The following is a 19808-nucleotide window of genomic DNA, read 5'->3' on the forward strand; positions in this document are numbered from 1 at the left end:
GTCCGAGAGCATGGCTCAGACCTACGCAGGCCAGAAACGAATCCGCAAATTTTACGGCAAAATCCGCGAAGTGCTGGAAATGCCGAACCTGATCGAGGTGCAGAAGTCGTCCTACGACCTCTTCCTCAAGTCCGGCGACCAGGAACAGCCCGCCGATGGCGAAGGCATCAAGGGTGTGTTCCAGTCGGTCTTCCCGATCAAGGATTTCAACGAAACCGCGATTCTCGAATTCGTCAAATACGAGCTGGAAAGCCCGAAATACGACGTCGAGGAATGCCAGCAGCGCGACATGACCTACAGCGCGCCGCTGAAGGTGACGCTGCGTCTGATCGTGTTCGATGTGGACGAGGATACCGGCGCCAAGTCGGTCAAGGACATCAAGGAACAGGATGTGTTCATGGGCGACATGCCCCTGATGACGCAAAATGGTACCTTCATCGTCAATGGCACCGAGCGGGTCATCGTTTCCCAGATGCACCGGTCTCCCGGCGTGTTCTTCGATCATGACAAGGGCAAGACCCACAGCAGCGGCAAGCTGCTCTTTGCCTGCCGCATCATTCCCTATCGCGGCTCCTGGCTCGATTTCGAATTCGACGCCAAGGACATCGTCCATGCGCGTATCGACCGTCGCCGCAAGCTGCCGGTGACGACGCTGCTCTATGCGCTTGGCCTGGACCAGGAAGGCATCATGGATGCCTATTACAACACGGTCACCTTCAAGCTTGAGAAGAACAAGGGTTGGGCAACCCAGTTCTTCCCCGAGCGTGTGCGCGGCACCCGTCCCACCCATGATCTCGTGGATGCCGCCACCGGGGAAGTGATTGCCGAAGCGGGCAAGAAAGTGACGCCGCGCGCGGTCAAGAAGCTGATCGAAGAGGGCAATGTCACCGAACTGCTGGTGCCGTTCGAACAGATCGTTGGCCGTTTCGTCGCCAAGGACATCATCAACGAGGAAACCGGCGCGATCTATGTCGAGGCCGGGGATGAACTGACCTGGGAGGTCGACAAGGACGGCGAAGTGACCGGCGGCAGCCTGAAAGAGCTGCTGGATGCGGGCTTTACCGAGATCCCGGTTCTGGACATCGACAACATCAATGTCGGTCCCTACATCCGCAACACCATGGCCGCCGACAAGAATATGGGCCGCGACACGGCGCTGATGGATATCTACCGCGTCATGCGTCCGGGTGAGCCGCCGACCGTCGAGGCCGCGTCGAACCTGTTCGACCAGCTGTTCTTCGATTCCGAGCGTTATGACCTGTCCGCTGTTGGTCGCGTGAAGATGAACATGCGTCTGGCGCTGGATGCGGAAGACACGCAGCGGACCCTGCGCAAGGAAGACATCATTGCCTGCGTCAAGGCTCTGGTGGAACTGCGCGACGGTCTGGGCGACATCGACGATATCGACCACCTCGGCAATCGTCGGGTGCGGTCTGTCGGCGAACTGATGGAAAACCAGTATCGCGTCGGCCTTCTGCGCATGGAGCGTGCCATCAAGGAACGCATGTCCAGCGTCGAGATCGACACGGTGATGCCGCAGGACCTGATCAACGCCAAACCGGCCGCGGCGTCGGTGCGCGAATTCTTCGGCTCCTCGCAGCTTTCGCAGTTCATGGACCAGACCAACCCGCTTTCCGAAGTGACCCACAAGCGGCGCCTCTCGGCGCTTGGGCCGGGCGGTCTGACCCGCGAACGTGCGGGCTTTGAGGTGCGCGACGTGCACCCGACCCACTATGGCCGGATGTGCCCGATTGAAACGCCGGAAGGTCCGAACATCGGCCTGATCAACTCGCTGGCCACCTATGCCCGCGTGAACAAGTACGGCTTCATCGAAACCCCCTATCGCAAGGTGGTGGACAGCCAGGTGACCGACGAGGTCAACTACATGTCCGCGACCGAGGAAATGCGTCACACCGTGGCCCAGGCCAACGCGACGCTGGACGAGGACGGCAAGTTCATCAACGACCTGGTGAACACCCGCAAATCGGGTGAATACACCATGGCGCCGCGCGAAAGCGTGGACCTGATCGACGTGTCGCCCAAGCAGCTGGTGTCGGTCGCGGCCTCGCTCATTCCGTTCCTGGAAAACGACGACGCTAACCGCGCGCTGATGGGCTCGAACATGCAGCGTCAGGCGGTGCCGCTTCTGCAGGCCGATGCGCCCTTCGTGGGCACCGGCATTGAAAGCAAGGTGGCTATCGACTCCGGCGCGGCCATTCAGGCCAAGCGTGGCGGCGTGATCGACCAGGTGGACGCCACCCGGATCGTGGTGCGTGCCACCGAGGATCTGGAACTGGGCGATGCGGGCGTCGACATCTACCGTCTGCGCAAGTTCCAGCGGTCGAACCAGAACACCTGCATCAACCAGCGTCCGCTGGTGAAGGTGGGTGACAGCGTGTCCAAGGGCGAAGTGATCGCCGATGGTCCGTCGACCGATATGGGGGAACTGGCGCTCGGCAAGAACGTCGTCGTCGCCTTCATGCCCTGGAACGGCTACAACTACGAAGACTCGATCCTGATCTCGGAACGGATCGCGCGCGACGACGTGTTCACCTCGATCCATATCGAGGAATTTGAAGTCGCCGCCCGTGACACCAAGCTGGGGCCGGAAGAGATCACCCGCGACATCCCGAACGTCGGTGAAGAAGCGCTGCGCAACCTCGACGAGGCCGGCATCGTCTACATCGGCGCAGAGGTTGCGCCGGGCGACATCCTGGTTGGCAAAATCACACCCAAGGGCGAAAGCCCGATGACGCCGGAAGAAAAGCTTCTGCGCGCCATCTTCGGTGAAAAAGCCTCGGACGTGCGCGACACCTCTCTGCGCGTGAAGCCCGGTGACTTCGGCACCGTGGTAGAGGTCCGCGTCTTCAACCGTCATGGCGTCGAGAAAGACGAGCGTGCGCTGCAGATCGAGCGTGAGGAAGTGGAACGTCTGGCCCGTGACCGTGACGACGAGCTGGTCATTCTTGAGCGCAACATCTACGCGCGTCTGAAGTCGATGATCATTGGCAAGACTGCCGTGAAGGGCCCGAAAGGCGTCAAGGCGAACTCCGAGATCAATGACGAACTGCTGGACACGCTCAGCCGCGGCCAGTGGTGGCAGCTTGCCCTCGGGGATGAGCAGGACGCGGCCCAGGTCGAAGCCCTGCATGAGCAGTTCGAAGCGCAGAAACGCGCGCTCGATCACCGGTTTGAAGACAAGGTCGAGAAGGTGCGTCGTGGCGACGACCTGCCGCCGGGCGTGATGAAGATGGTCAAGGTCTTCATCGCCGTGAAGCGCAAGCTTCAGCCGGGCGACAAGATGGCCGGTCGTCACGGGAACAAGGGGGTTATCTCCAAGGTTGTTCCCATGGAAGACATGCCCTTCCTAGCAGACGGAACGCCTGTTGACTTCGTTCTGAACCCGCTCGGCGTGCCGAGCCGGATGAACGTCGGTCAGATCCTCGAAACCCATATGGGTTGGGCCGCGCGCGGTTTGGGCCTGAAGGTGGACGAGGCGCTGCAGGACTATCGCCGCACCGGTGACATGACCCCGGTTCGTGAAGCCATGAAGATCGCCTATGGCGACGTCTATGACGAGATCATGTCTGATGCGGGCGAAGACCAGCTGGTCGAAATGGCCGGCAACGTCACCCGTGGCGTTCCGATCGCGACCCCGGTCTTCGACGGTGCGAAAGAGGCAGACGTGAACGACGCGCTTGAGCGTGCCGGGTTCGACACCTCGGGCCAGTCCGACCTGTTCGACGGGCGCACTGGCGAGAAGTTCAGCCGCAAGGTGACCGTGGGCGTGAAGTACCTGCTGAAGCTGCACCACCTGGTGGATGACAAGATCCACGCGCGCTCGACCGGGCCTTACAGCCTTGTCACGCAGCAGCCCCTGGGTGGTAAAGCCCAGTTCGGCGGTCAGCGTTTCGGGGAAATGGAGGTCTGGGCTCTGGAAGCCTATGGCGCCGCCTACACCCTGCAGGAAATGCTGACGGTGAAGTCAGATGACGTGGCTGGCCGGACCAAGGTCTACGAGTCGATCGTCAAGGGTGAGGACAACTTTGAGGCCGGCGTGCCGGAATCGTTCAACGTTCTCGTCAAGGAAGTGCGGGGCCTCGGCCTCAACATGGAACTCCTGGATGCTGAGGGGGAAGAGTGACGGAAAAAGCGCCTTCGGAGGCGCTTGTGAAGGCGCTTCGAAGCGCCTTCCGCCCCTCTCAACCGATGCACAGCCTGAGAAAGGTTAAGAAATGAACCAGGAACTGACCAACAACCCGTTCAACCCGCTGGCCCCCCAGAAGGTGTTCGACGAAATCAAGGTCTCTCTGGCCTCTCCGGAACGGATCCTCTCGTGGTCCTTTGGCGAGATCAAGAAGCCCGAGACCATCAACTACCGGACCTTCAAGCCCGAGCGTGACGGCCTGTTCTGTGCCCGCATCTTCGGGCCGGTTAAGGACTATGAATGCCTTTGCGGCAAGTATAAGCGGATGAAGTATCGCGGCGTTGTCTGCGAGAAATGTGGTGTGGAAGTCACGCTGCAGAAGGTCCGCCGCGAACGCATGGGCCATATCGAACTGGCCGCGCCCGTGGCGCATATCTGGTTCCTCAAGTCGCTGCCTAGCCGCATCGGCCTGATGCTGGACATGACGCTGCGCGATCTGGAACGCATCCTCTACTTCGAGAATTACGTGGTGATCGAGCCGGGTCTGACCGACCTGACTTACGGCCAGCTGATGACCGAAGAAGAGTTCATGGATGCGCAGGACGCCTATGGCATGGACGCGTTCCAGGCCAATATCGGTGCCGAAGCGATCCGTGAGATGCTGCAGAATATCGACCTCGAAGCCGAGGCCGCGCAGCTGCGCGAGGATCTGAAGGAAGCCACCGGCGAACTGAAGCCCAAGAAGATCATCAAGCGTCTGAAGATCGTCGAGAACTTCCTGGAATCCGGCAACCGCCCGGAATGGATGATCCTGACCGTGATCCCGGTCATCCCGCCGGAACTGCGCCCGCTGGTGCCGCTGGATGGCGGCCGCTTCGCGACCTCAGACCTGAACGACCTCTATCGCCGGGTCATCAACCGGAACAACCGTCTGAAGCGCCTGATCGAACTGCGCGCGCCCGACATCATCATCCGTAACGAAAAGCGGATGTTGCAGGAATCGGTCGATGCTCTCTTTGACAACGGCCGTCGCGGCCGCGTCATCACCGGGGCCAACAAGCGCCCGCTGAAATCGCTGTCTGACATGCTGAAAGGCAAGCAGGGCCGCTTCCGCCAGAACCTTCTTGGTAAGCGGGTCGACTTCTCGGGCCGCTCTGTCATCGTGACCGGTCCGGAACTCAAGCTGCACCAGTGTGGTCTGCCCAAGAAGATGGCGCTCGAACTGTTCAAGCCGTTCATCTATTCGCGGCTGGAGGCCAAAGGGCTTTCCAGCACCGTGAAACAGGCGAAGAAGCTGGTCGAAAAAGAGCGCCCCGAGGTGTGGGATATCCTCGATGAGGTGATCCGCGAACACCCCGTTCTGCTGAACCGTGCGCCGACGCTGCACCGTCTCGGCATTCAGGCGTTTGAACCGGTCCTGATCGAAGGCAAGGCGATCCAGTTGCACCCGCTGGTCTGTTCGGCCTTCAACGCCGACTTCGACGGCGACCAGATGGCCGTGCACGTGCCGCTGAGCCTTGAGGCACAGTTGGAAGCGCGCGTTCTGATGATGTCGACGAACAACGTTCTGTCGCCCGCCAACGGCGCACCGATCATCGTTCCCTCGCAGGACATGGTTCTTGGCCTCTACTACCTGACCCTGCAGCGGGAAGGGATGCCGGGCGAAGGCATGATCTTCGCCGATATCGACGAGGTTCAGCACGCGCTGGATTCCGGCGAACTGCACCTGCACGCCAAGATCACCGCGCGGATCAAGCAGATCGACGAGGAAGGCAACGAGGTTCTCAAGCGCTACGAGACGACCCCGGGCCGCCTGAAACTGGGCGCGCTTCTGCCGCTCAATGCCAAGGCGCCGTTCGAACTGGTGAACCGCCTGCTCAAGAAGGGTGAAGTTCAGCAGGTCATCGACACGGTCTACCGCTATTGCGGCCAGAAGGAGTCGGTCATCTTCTGTGACCAGATCATGGGCATGGGCTTCCGCGAAGCGTTCAAGGCGGGCATCTCGTTCGGTAAGGACGACATGGTCATCCCCGATACCAAGTGGGAAATCGTCGACGACGTGCGCGAGCAGGTCAAAGGCTTTGAACAGCAGTACATGGACGGCCTGATCACTCAGGGTGAGAAGTACAACAAGGTCATCGATGCGTGGTCGAAGTGTAACGATCAGGTCACCGCGGCCATGATGGATACGATCTCGGCCATTCGCCATGATGAGAACGGCGCAGAAATGGAACCGAACTCGGTTTACATGATGGCCCATTCCAAGGCGCGTGGCTCGGTCACCCAGATGAAGCAGCTTGGCGGGATGCGTGGCCTGATGGCCAAGCCGTCGGGTGAGATCATCGAGACGCCGATCATCTCGAACTTCAAGGAAGGCCTGACCGTGCTGGAGTACTTCAACTCCACCCACGGCGCCCGTAAGGGTCTGTCCGATACCGCTCTGAAGACGGCAAACTCGGGTTACCTGACCCGTCGTCTGGTGGACGTGGCGCAGGACTGCATCGTCCGCATGGTCGATTGCGGCACCTCGAACACGATCACCGCCGAAGCGGCCACCCGTGACGGTGAGGTCGTATCCTCGCTGGCAGAGCGCATCCTTGGCCGGACCTGTGGCGAAGATGTGCTGGTGCCCGGCACCGATGAGGTGATCGTCGCCGAGGGCGAACTGATCGACGAACGCAAGGCCGATGCCGTTGAAGCGGCGGGTGTCCAGTCGATGCGCATCCGCAGCCCGCTGACCTGTGAGGCCGAGGAAGGCGTCTGCGCCACCTGCTACGGTCGTGACCTTGCCCGCGGCACGCGGGTGAACACGGGCGAAGCCGTGGGCATCATCGCGGCGCAGTCGATCGGTGAACCCGGCACGCAGCTGACGATGCGGACCTTCCACATCGGCGGTGTTGCCCAGGGTGGCCAGCAGTCCTTCCAGGAAGCGGGCCAGGCCGGCAAGATCGAGTACCGCAACGCCAACCTTCTGACCAACGCGGCAGGCGAGCAGATCGTTATGGGCCGCAACATGCAGATCGTCATCGTCGACGATCAGGGCGCGGAACGGGCCAGCTACAAGCCGGGCTACGGTGCCAAGATCCATGTCGAGGAAGGCGCAGCCGTGGAACGCGGTCAGCGCATGTTCGAATGGGATCCCTACACCCTGCCGATCATTGCGGAAAAGGCTGGCACCGTGAAATTCGTCGACCTCGTCAGCGGCATCGCCGTGCGCGAGGACACCGACGATGCCACCGGCATGACCCAGAAGATCGTGATGGACTGGCGGACCGCGCCCAAGGGCAACGAGCTGAAGCCGGAAATCCTGATCGCGGATGCAGATGGCGAACCGGTCCGCAATGACGCGGGCAACCCGGTGACCTATCCGATGTCGGTGGACGCGATTCTGTCGGTCGAAGACGGCCAGCAGGTTGCAGCCGGTGAGGTTGTGGCGCGTATCCCGCGTGAAGGCGCGAAGACGAAGGACATTACCGGTGGTCTGCCGCGTGTGGCCGAACTCTTCGAAGCACGTCGTCCGAAGGATCACGCCATCATCGCGGAGAAAGACGGTTACGTGAAATTCGGTCGTGACTTCAAGAACAAGCGCCGGATCTCGATCGTGCCCGCCGACGATACCCAGGAACCCGTGGAATACATGGTGCCCAAGGGCAAACACATCCCCGTTGCCGAGGGCGATTTCGTCCAGAAGGGCGACTACATCATGGATGGCAACCCGGCACCGCACGACATTCTGCGGATCATGGGGATCGAGGCTCTGGCCGACTACCTGATCGACGAGGTGCAGGACGTCTATCGCCTGCAGGGTGTGAAGATCAACGACAAGCACATCGAGGTGATCGTTCGCCAGATGCTGCAGAAGTGGGAGATCCTCGATTCCGGCGAAACCACGCTGCTGAAAGGCGAAAACGTCGACAAGGCAGAGTTCGACGAAGCCAACGAGAAGGCGATTGCCAAGGGTGGCCGTCCGGCACAGGGCGAGCCGATCCTTCTGGGGATCACCAAGGCCTCGCTGCAGACCCGGTCCTTCATCTCGGCGGCGTCCTTCCAGGAAACCACCCGCGTGCTGACCGAAGCTTCGGTTCAGGGCAAGCGCGACAAGCTGGTGGGCCTGAAAGAGAACGTCATCGTGGGTCGCCTGATCCCGGCGGGCACCGGTGGTGCCACGCAGCAGGTCCGCAAGATCGCACAGGAACGCGACAATGTGGTGATCGAAGAGGCCCGTGCCGAGGCGGAAGCCGCCGCCGCGCTGGCCGCGCCCGAGGAGGCCCCGGCAGAGGCGGATATCTTCGCCGCTCCGGCACCCGAGGACGAATAAGCCCCTCGAGGTTTGACAAGATCAAAGCCCCCGCCGGTCCGCCGGCGGGGGTTTTTCTTTGGCCAGAGCGCCCCTAGGGTGAAGACCAACCTGACCACCTGAGGCGCCTCCGTGGCCGAACTGAAGATCGACAACCGCAACGCGCGGCGGCTCTGGCTGCATTCTCAGGGTCTCGGGGAAACGCCGACTGGCCCGCTGGATCTGGCGGCAATGATCCACGCGCTTGGTTTCGTGCAGCTTGATACGATCCAGGTCGTCTCCCGCGCCCATCACCACATTCTCTGGAGCCGCAATCAGAACTACCGCGAACCGATGCTGGACCGGCTGTTGGCCAAGGATCGCGCGGTGTTCGAGCATTTCACCCATGACGCCAGCGTCCTGCCGATGGAGTTCCTGCCCATGTGGCGACGGCAGTTTGACCGGATGCGCGCCTATTACGACCGCGCAAGCTGGGTCAAAGGACTGCCCAATGCCGATGAACGGCAGAAGATCAAGGACCGGATCGCCCGCGAGGGCGCGCTGTCCACCCATGCGTTTGACACGAAGATCGAGGGCGAACGGCAGATGTGGCACCGCCCGCCGCACAAGCTGGCGCTGGATTACATGTGGTACGCGGGCGAGTTGGCGACCTGTCACCGGGTCAATTTCACCAAGTTCTACGATCTGGCGGAACGGGTCTTTCCGGACCATCTGCGAGCGCAGGAAATAAGCGAGGGTGATCAAATCACGCGGCTTTGCAGCGCTGCGCTAGACCGGATAAGCTTTGGCTCAATCGGTGACATAAAGCGTTTCTGGGACGCGGTAACGCAGGCCGAAGTGCGCGCGTGGTCGGAAGGGGCCGAGCTGGTCCCCGTTTCGGTTCAGGGCGCGGATGGCAGTTGGGCCAGTGCAGTCGCCCCTGCGGATATCGAGACACGGCTTGCAGGGCTGTCCCCTGCTACCAGCCGCCTGCGCATCCTCAACCCGTTTGACCCGGTGATCCGCGACCGCAACCGCCTGTCGCGTCTGTTCGGGTTCGATTACCGGGTAGAAATGTTCGTCCCCGCCGCGAAGCGGATCTGGGGATACTACGTCTTTCCGATCCTGGAAGGGGAGCGTTTCGTGGGCCGGATCGAGGTGAAGGCAGACCGCAAGGCCTCTCGCCTCGATGTTCTGAATCTTTGGCCAGAGCCGGGAGTGAAATGGAGGACCGCGCGGGAAGAAAAGCTGGAGGCAGAGCTGACCCGCATGGCCCGGTTCATCGGGGTCGAGAGCGTACATCGCGCGGACCCATGATTGAGGGATTCCCTAGAACCTTGCTTTGGCCTAGCATTCGACCCATCGGTTTTTGTGTGACAAGGTGGGTGCATGGCCACGGGTTTCGACAATCAGATCGTGGGTGTGTGCCGCTTCTCCTATCTGGGCGCAGGCGGGTTCGAGGCGTCGAAGCTGGACGAAGCCGCGCTTATGGACCTTCTCTACGATCCTGCCCGTATGGCCCGCCGCTTTGCCTTCTTCGAAAAGCTTTGCCTGCCCTCGCTTGCGGCCCAGACCGACCCGGGTTTCCGGCTGGTCGTGCTGATCGGCACCTCGATGCCCATGCGGTTTCGCAAGCGCCTGAAGGGGCTGGCCGAGCGCTATCCATTCCTGCGAATTTGCGCCATCGAACCCAATGGCCCGCTGAACGCCACCCGGCGCGCGTTTCGGCGTGGTACCGAACCTGGGGCCGATTACATCACGGGCTTTCGGATTGACGATGATGACGCCGTGGCCGTGGACTATATCGAAAAGACTCGCACCGTTGCCGACCAGTTGATCAGGCTGGGTTGGGCGGATGAGGACCACCCTGCGGTCATCGCGTTTCATCGGGGCATCTACTGGGACCTGAACGACCGGGACCAGCCCTTCTATGACTTCCGGGAAATCGGTCCGCTTGGACTGGCGAGCGCCATGATTACCAGGCCCGACGCCCGGTCCAACATGTTCCGCTGGAACCACCGGCGCGTTGCGGCCCATGCGCGGATGTGGTCGGACCCGACCGATTTGATGTTCGTGCGTACCCTGCACCAACATAACGACTCGGGTCGATCCATCCCGCCGGGGGCAGAGCCGATGCCCAAATGGCAGGCCAAGAAGATCCTTTCGGAACGGTTTGGGCTTGACCCGGAGGAGGCACTGCCGCTCATGTGGCGCAAATTTGCCTCCGACAAGGATAACGACGGGGAATGATCCTCTCTCCCAATGTGAAAGGCGCGCTTCTGATGATGGGAAGCATGGCCGCCTTCACCTTCAACGACGCCTGTATAAAGTTGGTGGCGGAGGATCTGCCGCTGTTTCAGATCGTGTTTCTGCGCGGCATCCTGACGACGGTGTTCATCGGGGCGCTGGCCTACGCGCTCGGGTTGCGCAGCCTTGCCATTCCTCGCGGGGACTGGGGCAGGGTTGCGGGCCGGACGGGGGCCGAGATCGCCTCGATGTTGGCCTTCTTGGTGGCACTGATCCATATGCCACTGGCCAATGTAACATCGATCCTCGCCGCGCTGCCCCTGACGATCACGCTGGCGGGGGCCCTGTTTCTGGGTGAGCCTGTGGGCTGGAAACGGCTGGCGGCGATCCTTGTGGGATTCTCGGGCGTGCTCTTGATCGTCAAGCCGGGGGCGGAAGGGTTCAACGTCTATTCTCTCGTGGCGGTTCTGGCGGTCCTGCTGGTCACCGCGCGGGATCTCTTCACACGCCGCCTCTCTGCCGAAGTGCCATCGCTGGCCGTCGCGGTGATCACCGCGGGTGCGGTCGGCATCTTCGGTGGGCTTCTGATGTTGTGGCAGGGATGGGAGCCTGTGACCGCGCGCGAAGCGGGGCTGGTCGCGGGCGCGGCTTTTTTCATCATCGGAGGCTATCTCTTCTCCATCATGGTGATGCGGGTGGGAGAGATTGGGTTTGTCGCGCCCTTCCGCTACACCGCGCTCATCTGGGCCCTGCTGCTTGGCTGGTTCGTGTTCGGTGACTGGCCGCGCCCGCTGACGCTGATCGGGGCGGCAATCGTGGTCTCGACCGGCATCTTCACGCTCTATCGGGAACGCAAGCTGCGAGAGATGGCGGATGGCTGATGGTGGGGTGCAGGTCTACAACCTCGGAGCTGCGTGGCACGTCGCTTTGGAAGATCGACCTGCTTCCTTTGGGAACATCCACTTTGTTCGCTTGATCCCGTCGGCCTCCAGCCCCTTGTCAAACGCCATTTCGATGTGGATATTGAGGTAGTCCAGTAGGGTTGGGCCGCGCTGCAACGCGGTTTCTGACCTGAGCGTTGCTCGCGCCCGACGCGCTGTTGACAGCCTATCCGATTCCCCCTATACCGCGCGCCACTTGACCCCGGTGCGTTTCGCGCGCGGCGGGTCAGGCATACAGATTTGAATGGTCATGATCCGGGCGATTTTGCAGCCCCGATCCTCTGAGAATTCCACCGCTGTGTCCTCCAGGTAGGGAAGGGGCACATGCGGCCATAGACGTTTTTGTGCAAGCAACTGCGTCTGATGACATGAACGAGCGAAACGGGGAGACCCCATGCCGACGATCCAACAGCTGATCCGCAAACCGCGGCAGCCCAAAGTGAAGCGCTCCAAGTCCCAGCACTTGGAATCCTGCCCTCAGAAGCGTGGTGTCTGCACCCGCGTCTACACCACCACCCCGAAGAAGCCGAACTCGGCCATGCGGAAAGTGGCCAAGGTCCGTCTGACCAATGGCTACGAGGTGATCAGCTACATCCCCGGTGAAAGCCACAACCTTCAGGAACACTCCGTCGTCCTGATCCGTGGCGGCCGTGTAAAAGACCTTCCCGGCGTCCGTTACCACATCCTCCGCGGCGTGCTCGACACCCAGGGTGTCAAGGACCGCCGTCAGCGTCGTTCGAAATACGGCGCCAAGCGCCCCAAGTAAGAGGATCAACAGATGTCTCGTCGCCACGCTGCTGAGAAGCGCCAAGTTCTGCCCGACGCCAAATTCGGCGATACGGTGCTGACCAAGTTCATGAACAACCTGATGATCGACGGCAAGAAGTCGGTCGCAGAACGCATCGTCTACAATGCCTTTGACCGGGTCGAAACCAAGCTCAAGCGCGCCCCTGTCGAAGTCTTCCACGAAGCTCTCGACAACATCAAACCGGCTGTCGAAGTTCGTTCCCGCCGCGTCGGTGGTGCCACCTACCAGGTTCCCGTCGAAGTGCGTCCCGAACGTCGCGAAGCGCTCGCCATTCGCTGGCTGATCGCCGCATCGCGCAAGCGGAACGAAAACACCATGGAAGAGCGCCTGGCTGGTGAGCTTGTCGATGCCGTGAATGGACGCGGTACCGCCGTTAAGAAGCGGGAAGACACCCACAAGATGGCAGACGCCAACAAGGCGTTCTCGCACTACCGCTGGTAAGCAATCGCGTCGGGGGAATGATCCCCCGGCGATTTTCTCTTTTTCGCCAAAGGACCGAAACCAATGGCTCGCGACTATCCGCTCGACCGTTACCGGAACTTCGGGATCATGGCCCACATTGATGCGGGCAAGACCACCTGTTCCGAGCGTATCCTCTACTACACCGGCAAATCCCACAACATCGGTGAGGTGCACGATGGTGCAGCCACCATGGACTGGATGGAGCAGGAGCAGGAACGCGGCATCACCATCACCTCGGCTGCGACCACCACCTTTTGGGAACGTACCGAAGATGGCACCAATGCCGACACGCCCAAGCACCGGATGAATATCATCGACACCCCCGGCCACGTTGACTTCACCATTGAAGTGGAACGCTCGCTGGCGGTTCTCGACGGTGCCGTGGCCGTTCTGGACGCCAACGCAGGTGTTGAACCCCAGACCGAAACCGTTTGGCGTCAGGCTGACCGCTACAAGGTTCCGCGCATCGTGTTCGTCAACAAGATGGACAAGATCGGCGCCGACTTCTTCAACTGCGTGCGCATGATCGCAGACCGCACCGGCGCGACCCCAGCCCCGATCCAAATTCCGATCGGCGCCGAGAACGAGCTGGAAGGCATCGTCGACCTCGTGACCATGAAAGAATGGGTCTGGGCCGGCGAAGACCTGGGCGCGTCCTGGGAACAGCGCGAAATTCGCGACAGCCTGAAAGACACCGCCGAAGAGTGGCGCAACAAGCTGATCGAGACCGCGGTCGAAATGGACGACGACGCAATGGAAGCGTATCTGGAAGGTGAAGAACCCGACGTTCCGACCCTGCGCAAGCTGATCCGCAAGGGCACGCTGGAGATCGCGTTCATTCCGGTTCTCTGCGGCTCTGCCTTCAAGAACAAAGGTGTCCAGCCGCTGCTGAACGCCGTGATCGACTATCTTCCCAGCCCGCTGGACGTGGTCGACTACATGGGCTTCAAGCCGGGCGACGAAACCGAAACCCGGAACATCCCGCGTCGTGCCGATGACGACATGGCCTTTTCGGCCCTGGCGTTCAAGATCATGAACGACCCCTTCGTCGGCTCGCTGACCTTCACGCGGATCTACTCTGGTGTGCTCAACAAGGGTGATACCCTGCTGAACTCCACCAAGGGCAAGAAAGAGCGTGTTGGCCGGATGATGATGATGCACTCGAACAACCGTGAGGAAATCACGGAAGCGTTCGCAGGCGACATTATCGCGCTGGCAGGCCTCAAGGACACCACGACCGGTGACACGCTCTGCGCCGTCAACGATCCGGTGGTTCTGGAAACCATGACCTTCCCCGATCCGGTGATCGAGATCGCGGTCGAGCCGAAAACCAAGGCTGACCAGGAGAAGATGTCCCAGGGTCTGGCCCGACTGGCCGCCGAAGATCCGTCCTTCCGCGTCGAAACCGACCTCGAGTCCGGTCAGACCATCATGAAGGGCATGGGTGAACTTCACCTCGACATCCTCGTCGACCGCTTGAAGCGGGAATTCAAGGTGGAAGCCAACATCGGTGCGCCGCAGGTGGCCTATCGTGAAACCATCGGCCACGAGGTCGAACACACCTACACCCACAAGAAACAGTCGGGTGGTTCGGGTCAGTTCGCCGAAGTGAAGCTGATCATCTCGCCGACCGAGCCGGGCGAAGGCTATTCCTTCGAATCCCGCATCGTTGGTGGTGCTGTTCCGAAGGAATACATCCCCGGCGTTGAAAAGGGCATCAAGTCCGTCATGGATAGCGGCCCGCTGGCTGGCTTCCCCGTGATCGACTTCAAGGTTGCCCTGATCGACGGTAAGTTCCACGACGTGGACTCCAGCGTTCTGGCCTTCGAAATCGCGGCTCGCATGGGCATGCGCGAAGGCATGAAGAAAGCTGGGGCAAAACTCCTGGAACCGATCATGAAGGTCGAGGTCGTGACGCCCGAGGATTACACCGGTGGCATCATCGGCGACCTCACGTCCCGCCGTGGTCAGGTTCAGGGTCAGGACACACGTGGCAACGCCATCGCGATCGACGCCTTCGTGCCGCTGGCCAACATGTTCGGCTACATCAACACGCTGCGCTCGATGTCCTCGGGCCGTGCGAACTTCACGATGCAGTTCGACCACTACGAGCCGGTTCCGCAGAACATCTCGGAAGAGATCCAGTCCAAATTCGCATAACGGGATGGCGGGGATGAACCCCGCCCTACCCACCCCCCGTAGGGCGGGGCTCCCCCGCCACCCGACCAGCTAAGGAGGCCATCATGGCAAAGGAAAAGTTTGAGCGCGGCAAGCCGCATTGTAACATCGGCACGATCGGTCACGTTGACCACGGCAAGACGACGCTGACGGCGGCGATCACCAAGTATTTCGGTGACTTCAAGGCCTATGACCAGATCGACGGCGCGCCGGAAGAGAAGGCTCGCGGGATCACCATCTCGACCGCGCATGTGGAATACGAGACCGACAACCGTCACTACGCCCATGTCGACTGCCCCGGGCACGCCGACTACGTGAAGAACATGATCACCGGTGCCGCCCAGATGGACGGCGCGATCCTGGTGGTGAACGCGGCTGACGGCCCGATGCCGCAGACCCGCGAGCACATCCTGCTCGGCCGCCAGGTGGGTATCCCCGCCATGGTCGTGTTCCTGAACAAAGTCGACCAGGTCGATGACGAGGAACTGCTGGAGCTGGTGGAAATGGAAGTCCGCGAGCTCTTGTCCGAATATGACTTCCCGGGCGACGATATCCCGATCATCGCAGGCTCTGCCCTGGCGGCGATGGAAGGCCGTGACCCGGAGATCGGCGAGAACAAGATCCGCGAACTGATGGCGGCCGTGGACGAGTACATCCCGCAGCCCGAGCGTGCCGTGGACCAGCCCTTCCTGATGCCGATCGAAGACGTGTTCTCGATCTCCGGCCGCGGCACGGTTGTGACCGGCCGTGTGGAGCGTGGCGTGATCAACGTGGGCGACGAGATCGAGATCGTCGGCATCCGCGACACCAAGAAGACCACCTGTACCGGTGTGGAAATGTTCCGCAAGCTGCTGGACCGCGGTGAAGCCGGCGACAACATCGGCGCCCTGCTGCGCGGTGTGGACCGTGACGGCGTGGAGCGTGGCCAGGTTCTGTGTAAGCCGGGCTCGGTGAACCCGCACACCCAGTTCGAAGCCGAGGTCTACATCCTGACCAAGGAAGAAGGCGGCCGTCACACGCCGTTCTTCGCGAACTACCGTCCGCAGTTCTACTTCCGTACCACGGACGTGACCGGCACCGTTCAGCTGCCCGAAGGCACCGAGATGGTGATGCCCGGCGACAACCTGAAGTTCACGGTTGAGCTGATCGCGCCGATCGCCATGGAAGACGGCCTGCGCTTCGCCATCCGCGAAGGCGGCCGCACCGTCGGCTCCGGCGTCGTGTCGAAGATCCTCGCCTAAGCGATTCTGGCCCTCGGGCCGAAACGCGTAAACTGATAAAGCAAAGGCCCCCTCGTGGGGCCTTTGTCATGAAAGCCTGAGCGACCAGTTCGCCAGAACCAATGCAAAGGCCGCCCAAAAGGGCGGCTTTTTTCCTTGAAACAGCGTTGCGATCGGCAGGCGTTGCCGCCGCGCAACTTTGCTTCGCAATGATAAAATTAACATTGCCTAAAGTATACAAAAACTATCTTTTGAGGGCCGTAGCGAGTCTTTTCGTATGTCGGTAGCAACCATCGGAAACAGGCTCGCAACCCGGTATTCAGCCCGCGAGCCCTGTTCAGACAGATCGAACCAGGAGACTTTGAAATGGGGAATGCAGGGTCCATCATTCGACCGCATATTACGGCCCTTACAGTGATGCTTTTGTCGACCACTGCAGTTGCAGCAGGTACGATCGAGGACTTTGTCGGACCTGTCGGGCTTGGCTTTGTTCTTGCTGACGAAGAGGAAGGAGTGGTCGAGCCAGGGATCGCGGCCGTGACCGGCGCGCCGAATAATGATGATTTCGTTGGAAACGGGTTCTCCCCGGCCGGCGTACTGAACTGCCTTCGGTCGTCGCAGCCCGGTTCTGGATGCGCAGAAGGTCCGGGAACGGGCAACCGGTACAAAACCTTCCTGACCGGCAATGGTCCCATGGATCTTGTGTTCACCACTGCTTCGAGCGGTGGGATCACAGAGTATTTCAACTTTGCGAAGACGTCGAACACCACGGGAGCGCGGATCGAAAGTCTCCAACTTGTTCTGGGGACCGGCACAGGGGATGGCTTCGTTGCTATGGATCCAAGCGACCCCAGCAATGCCGTGCTCTTTGATCAGCTGTCAGCCCTGAGCGGACAGGCAGTTGACTGGCCCTTTTTGGACGGTTCCGGCGAAGGTCAGTCGCCCTTGCAGCGCGTCTGGTTCCCTGACGGTCTGTTCGGAAACGGCGGCCAGGAAGGGGATATCGGCTTTTTCAGCACGGACCGGGCAGGATACATCGTATCTCAGAATGATGATGGGACGATTCTGACGATCTACGATCTGACCAACGCAGACCATTCGGCGCTGTTCGGGGATATGCTGCTATCGCGAAACATGCTGCCCGACGGGATGTTCTGGGACGAGACCGTGGCGGACACAACCGACGAGGATGCCCTGATCGCCTGGTACGATAATCGTGCTGACGGCGGCAACGGCGCCTGGGTCTGGGGCAACATGAACGCCAATGCAACCGATGCAGAGCCGCGCCTCGACGCTCTTGCGGCCGCCCTGGGGCTCGCGGATCGGTCGGAGCTCAGCTATGTTGCGGGCGGTGAGGTTCCTGGCGACGTTGCAGCGCTGATGGAGAGCGGTGAGTTGTTCGAAGTCCTGCCGATCGAGGATCTGTCGAACCTCAACATGAACTTCAACCTCGATGTGGGTGACATACAGATCGGCGAATTCACAATCCGCGTCGTGCCGACATTTGCTCCTATCGTGGAAGCGGCGGGCAGTCCGTTCCAGTTCGCGGTGGCTGGTAGCCTTGACGCGGCAAACGTGCCTTTCCTGAATGCCGATCCGGCCTACCTGGCCCTGGTTGACGCGGTGATGGCGCTACCCACGGAAGCAGAACGTCAACTGGCGCTGGAATCTCTTGGGCACAGTTTTCTGGGAGCCTACGGAGGGGTCAGCCACGAATTCGGGTCCAATGCGCTCTTCGCTCTTGGCTCGCCTCTTACAGGCAATGCCGACAGCGAAATGGTGACGAGCGGTGCAGGTCGCTGGATGATAAGCGAAACCGCCGAGGCCTTTGTCGCGCTAACCGGTTCTGGGTCCGACACGGAACGGACACTCAATTCCGCCGGATACTCAACGTCGACTTCGGGAGTGCACGCAGGCGTGGAACTGTCCCTTGCTGATGGATGGTCGGTCGGGTTCATGCTGAGTGGCCAGAACGGCGAGGCAGATATCATGGCCAATCGCGGGTCCATTGATGCCACGTCCTTCGGCGCGACGGGTTTTGCTCGCTATTCCGGAGCGTTCAGCGGCGGCACTGCCCACCTTCAAGCGGCGATCGGTTATCAGTCCCTGTCCTTCGATTCCGTCCGCAACATTGCCTTTGGTGGCGTTAACCAGACTGCACTGGGATCTACAGACGGTCAGGCGACGTTTGCAGGGCTGGAGGCGTCCTGGATGATGCATTCTGGCAACTTGGCTTTCGGTCCCATGGCGTCGGTCGAATACTACGATCTTCGGGTGGATGAATTTACCGAAACCGGTGCCGGGATTTTTAACCTGACGGTAGGTGCACAGGATAGCGAGATGCTGGTCAGCCGTGCCGGATTGAGCGCAGAATACTCCTCGATCACGGCGAGTGGAGATGCGCTTCGGTTCACTGGCGGTATTGCCTATGCAAGCCGTAGTGGTGGCGACATGATGGTCAGCGGCGGGTTCGCAGGGTCCAACCTTCCGGCTATCATGACCCCGGTGGACAGCGTCGATGCCGAATGGATCGATGTCGGTTTTGGTCTGCACTATAGCTTCACGGGAAATTCCGGGAACACGATGGATGTCGGGCTGGAATATCAGGGCTCTTTGTTCAACGATGGCTACGAAGAGCACCGCGTCGGGCTGAGCCTGCGCATGTCGTTCTGAGATACGGAACGCATCCTGTCAGTGGAGAGGCCGCCTTCGGGTGGCCTTTCTTTTCATGGCGTCTTGAGTTAAAGCGACATTCCGAAACATGGAGGGTGTCATGGACAAAGCCGCGATCTGAACCGTTTCCATTCAGACAAGAAAGGCCCATTCCATGGATGACCTATACCCCTCGCCAGACACCGTGCACCCGGTTCCCTTGCCCGATGGCAAAGTTCACGCAGGCACCGTTTTTCTCAAGCCCGTGATCGACCACCCCCGATGGGACATCGGGGCCTACAGCTATGCCAGCGCCCACCATCCCCCGTCGGATTGGGCATTTCACCTTGCGCCCTATCTCTATGATTTCTCGCCCGAGCGGCTGATTATCGGCAAGTTCTGCCAGATTGCCGACGGGGTGCAGTTCATCACCGCATCGGCCAATCACCGCTATGACGGGTTCACCAGCTTCCCCTTCGCGATCTTCGGAGGCGGGCCCGCTGCCGGACGGCCCTCGATGCCCGGGCCCGGTCCCGATACGGTGATCGGCCATGATGTGTGGCTGGGGCAGGGGGTGCGGGTGCTGCCCGGTGCCCGGATCGGCAGTGGCTGCATCATCGGCAGCGGCGCGGTCGTGTCGGGTGAGATCCCGCCTTATGCCATTGTCGCGGGCAATCCCGCACAGGTGATCCGAATGCGGTTCCCAGAGGACATCATCGCCCGCCTGCTGGAGCTTTGCTGGTGGGACTGGCCGATTGACCGCATCTTGCAGAACGAGCAGGCCCTGTGCGCGGGCAACCTGCGCCTGCTGCGAGGCGCGTGAGGCATCGGCAGCTTTCCCCACATACACCGGCCCATGCATGGCCTCTTGGGTCAG

The 19808-nt window shown here is 60.9% G+C and carries 11 protein-coding genes; all 11 read left to right on the forward strand.

Annotated elements, in window-relative coordinates:
* Window positions 1-10 precede the first annotated feature (10 nt).
* On the forward strand, window positions 11-4144 hold the full coding sequence (gene rpoB, locus ACOOEX_RS01640; RefSeq protein ID WP_420396833.1) for a DNA-directed RNA polymerase subunit beta: 4134 nt from the start codon (window positions 11-13) through the stop codon (window positions 4142-4144).
* 91 nt (window positions 4145-4235) lie between these two features.
* Window positions 4236-8465, forward strand: coding sequence for a DNA-directed RNA polymerase subunit beta' (gene rpoC / locus ACOOEX_RS01645; protein ID WP_420396834.1), 4230 nt, complete (start codon window positions 4236-4238; stop codon window positions 8463-8465).
* Window positions 8466-8576: 111 nt separating this feature from the next.
* A complete protein-coding gene (locus ACOOEX_RS01650) occupies window positions 8577-9740 on the forward strand; it encodes a winged helix-turn-helix domain-containing protein (protein ID WP_420396835.1) in 1164 nt (387 codons plus the stop codon).
* A 72-nt stretch (window positions 9741-9812) separates the two neighbouring features.
* Window positions 9813-10673 (forward strand): glycosyltransferase, encoded by an 861-nt coding sequence (locus ACOOEX_RS01655; RefSeq protein ID WP_420396836.1) that lies wholly within the window; start codon window positions 9813-9815, stop codon window positions 10671-10673.
* Window positions 10670-11551 (forward strand): DMT family transporter, encoded by an 882-nt coding sequence (locus tag ACOOEX_RS01660; protein ID WP_420396837.1) that lies wholly within the window; start codon window positions 10670-10672, stop codon window positions 11549-11551. The genes ACOOEX_RS01655 and ACOOEX_RS01660 overlap by 4 nt, the downstream gene beginning before the upstream one ends.
* 454 nt (window positions 11552-12005) lie before the next feature.
* On the forward strand, window positions 12006-12377 hold the full coding sequence (gene rpsL / locus ACOOEX_RS01665; protein ID WP_071673925.1) for a 30S ribosomal protein S12: 372 nt from the start codon (window positions 12006-12008) through the stop codon (window positions 12375-12377).
* Window positions 12378-12389: 12 nt separating this feature from the next.
* The gene (rpsG, locus tag ACOOEX_RS01670; protein WP_127560920.1) at window positions 12390-12860 is read left to right on the forward strand and encodes a 30S ribosomal protein S7; all 471 of its coding nucleotides are present in this window, start codon (window positions 12390-12392) and stop codon (window positions 12858-12860) included.
* Between the two features lie 63 nt (window positions 12861-12923).
* Window positions 12924-15041: an elongation factor G gene (gene fusA / locus ACOOEX_RS01675; protein WP_420396838.1), complete on the forward strand. Its 2118-nt coding sequence runs from the start codon at window positions 12924-12926 to the stop codon at window positions 15039-15041.
* Between the two features lie 83 nt (window positions 15042-15124).
* On the forward strand, window positions 15125-16300 hold the full coding sequence (tuf, locus tag ACOOEX_RS01680) for an elongation factor Tu (RefSeq protein WP_420396839.1): 1176 nt from the start codon (window positions 15125-15127) through the stop codon (window positions 16298-16300).
* Between the two features lie 396 nt (window positions 16301-16696).
* Window positions 16697-18952, forward strand: a complete 2256-nt coding sequence (locus ACOOEX_RS01685) for a choice-of-anchor F family protein (RefSeq protein ID WP_420396840.1) — start codon at window positions 16697-16699, stop codon at window positions 18950-18952.
* A 154-nt stretch (window positions 18953-19106) separates the two neighbouring features.
* The gene (locus ACOOEX_RS01690) at window positions 19107-19754 is read left to right on the forward strand and encodes a CatB-related O-acetyltransferase (RefSeq protein WP_420396841.1); all 648 of its coding nucleotides are present in this window, start codon (window positions 19107-19109) and stop codon (window positions 19752-19754) included.
* The last annotated feature ends 54 nt before the right edge of the window (window positions 19755-19808 follow it).

This window comes from Nioella sp. (assembly GCF_965215655.1).
Classification (GTDB): Bacteria; Pseudomonadota; Alphaproteobacteria; order Rhodobacterales; family Rhodobacteraceae; genus Nioella.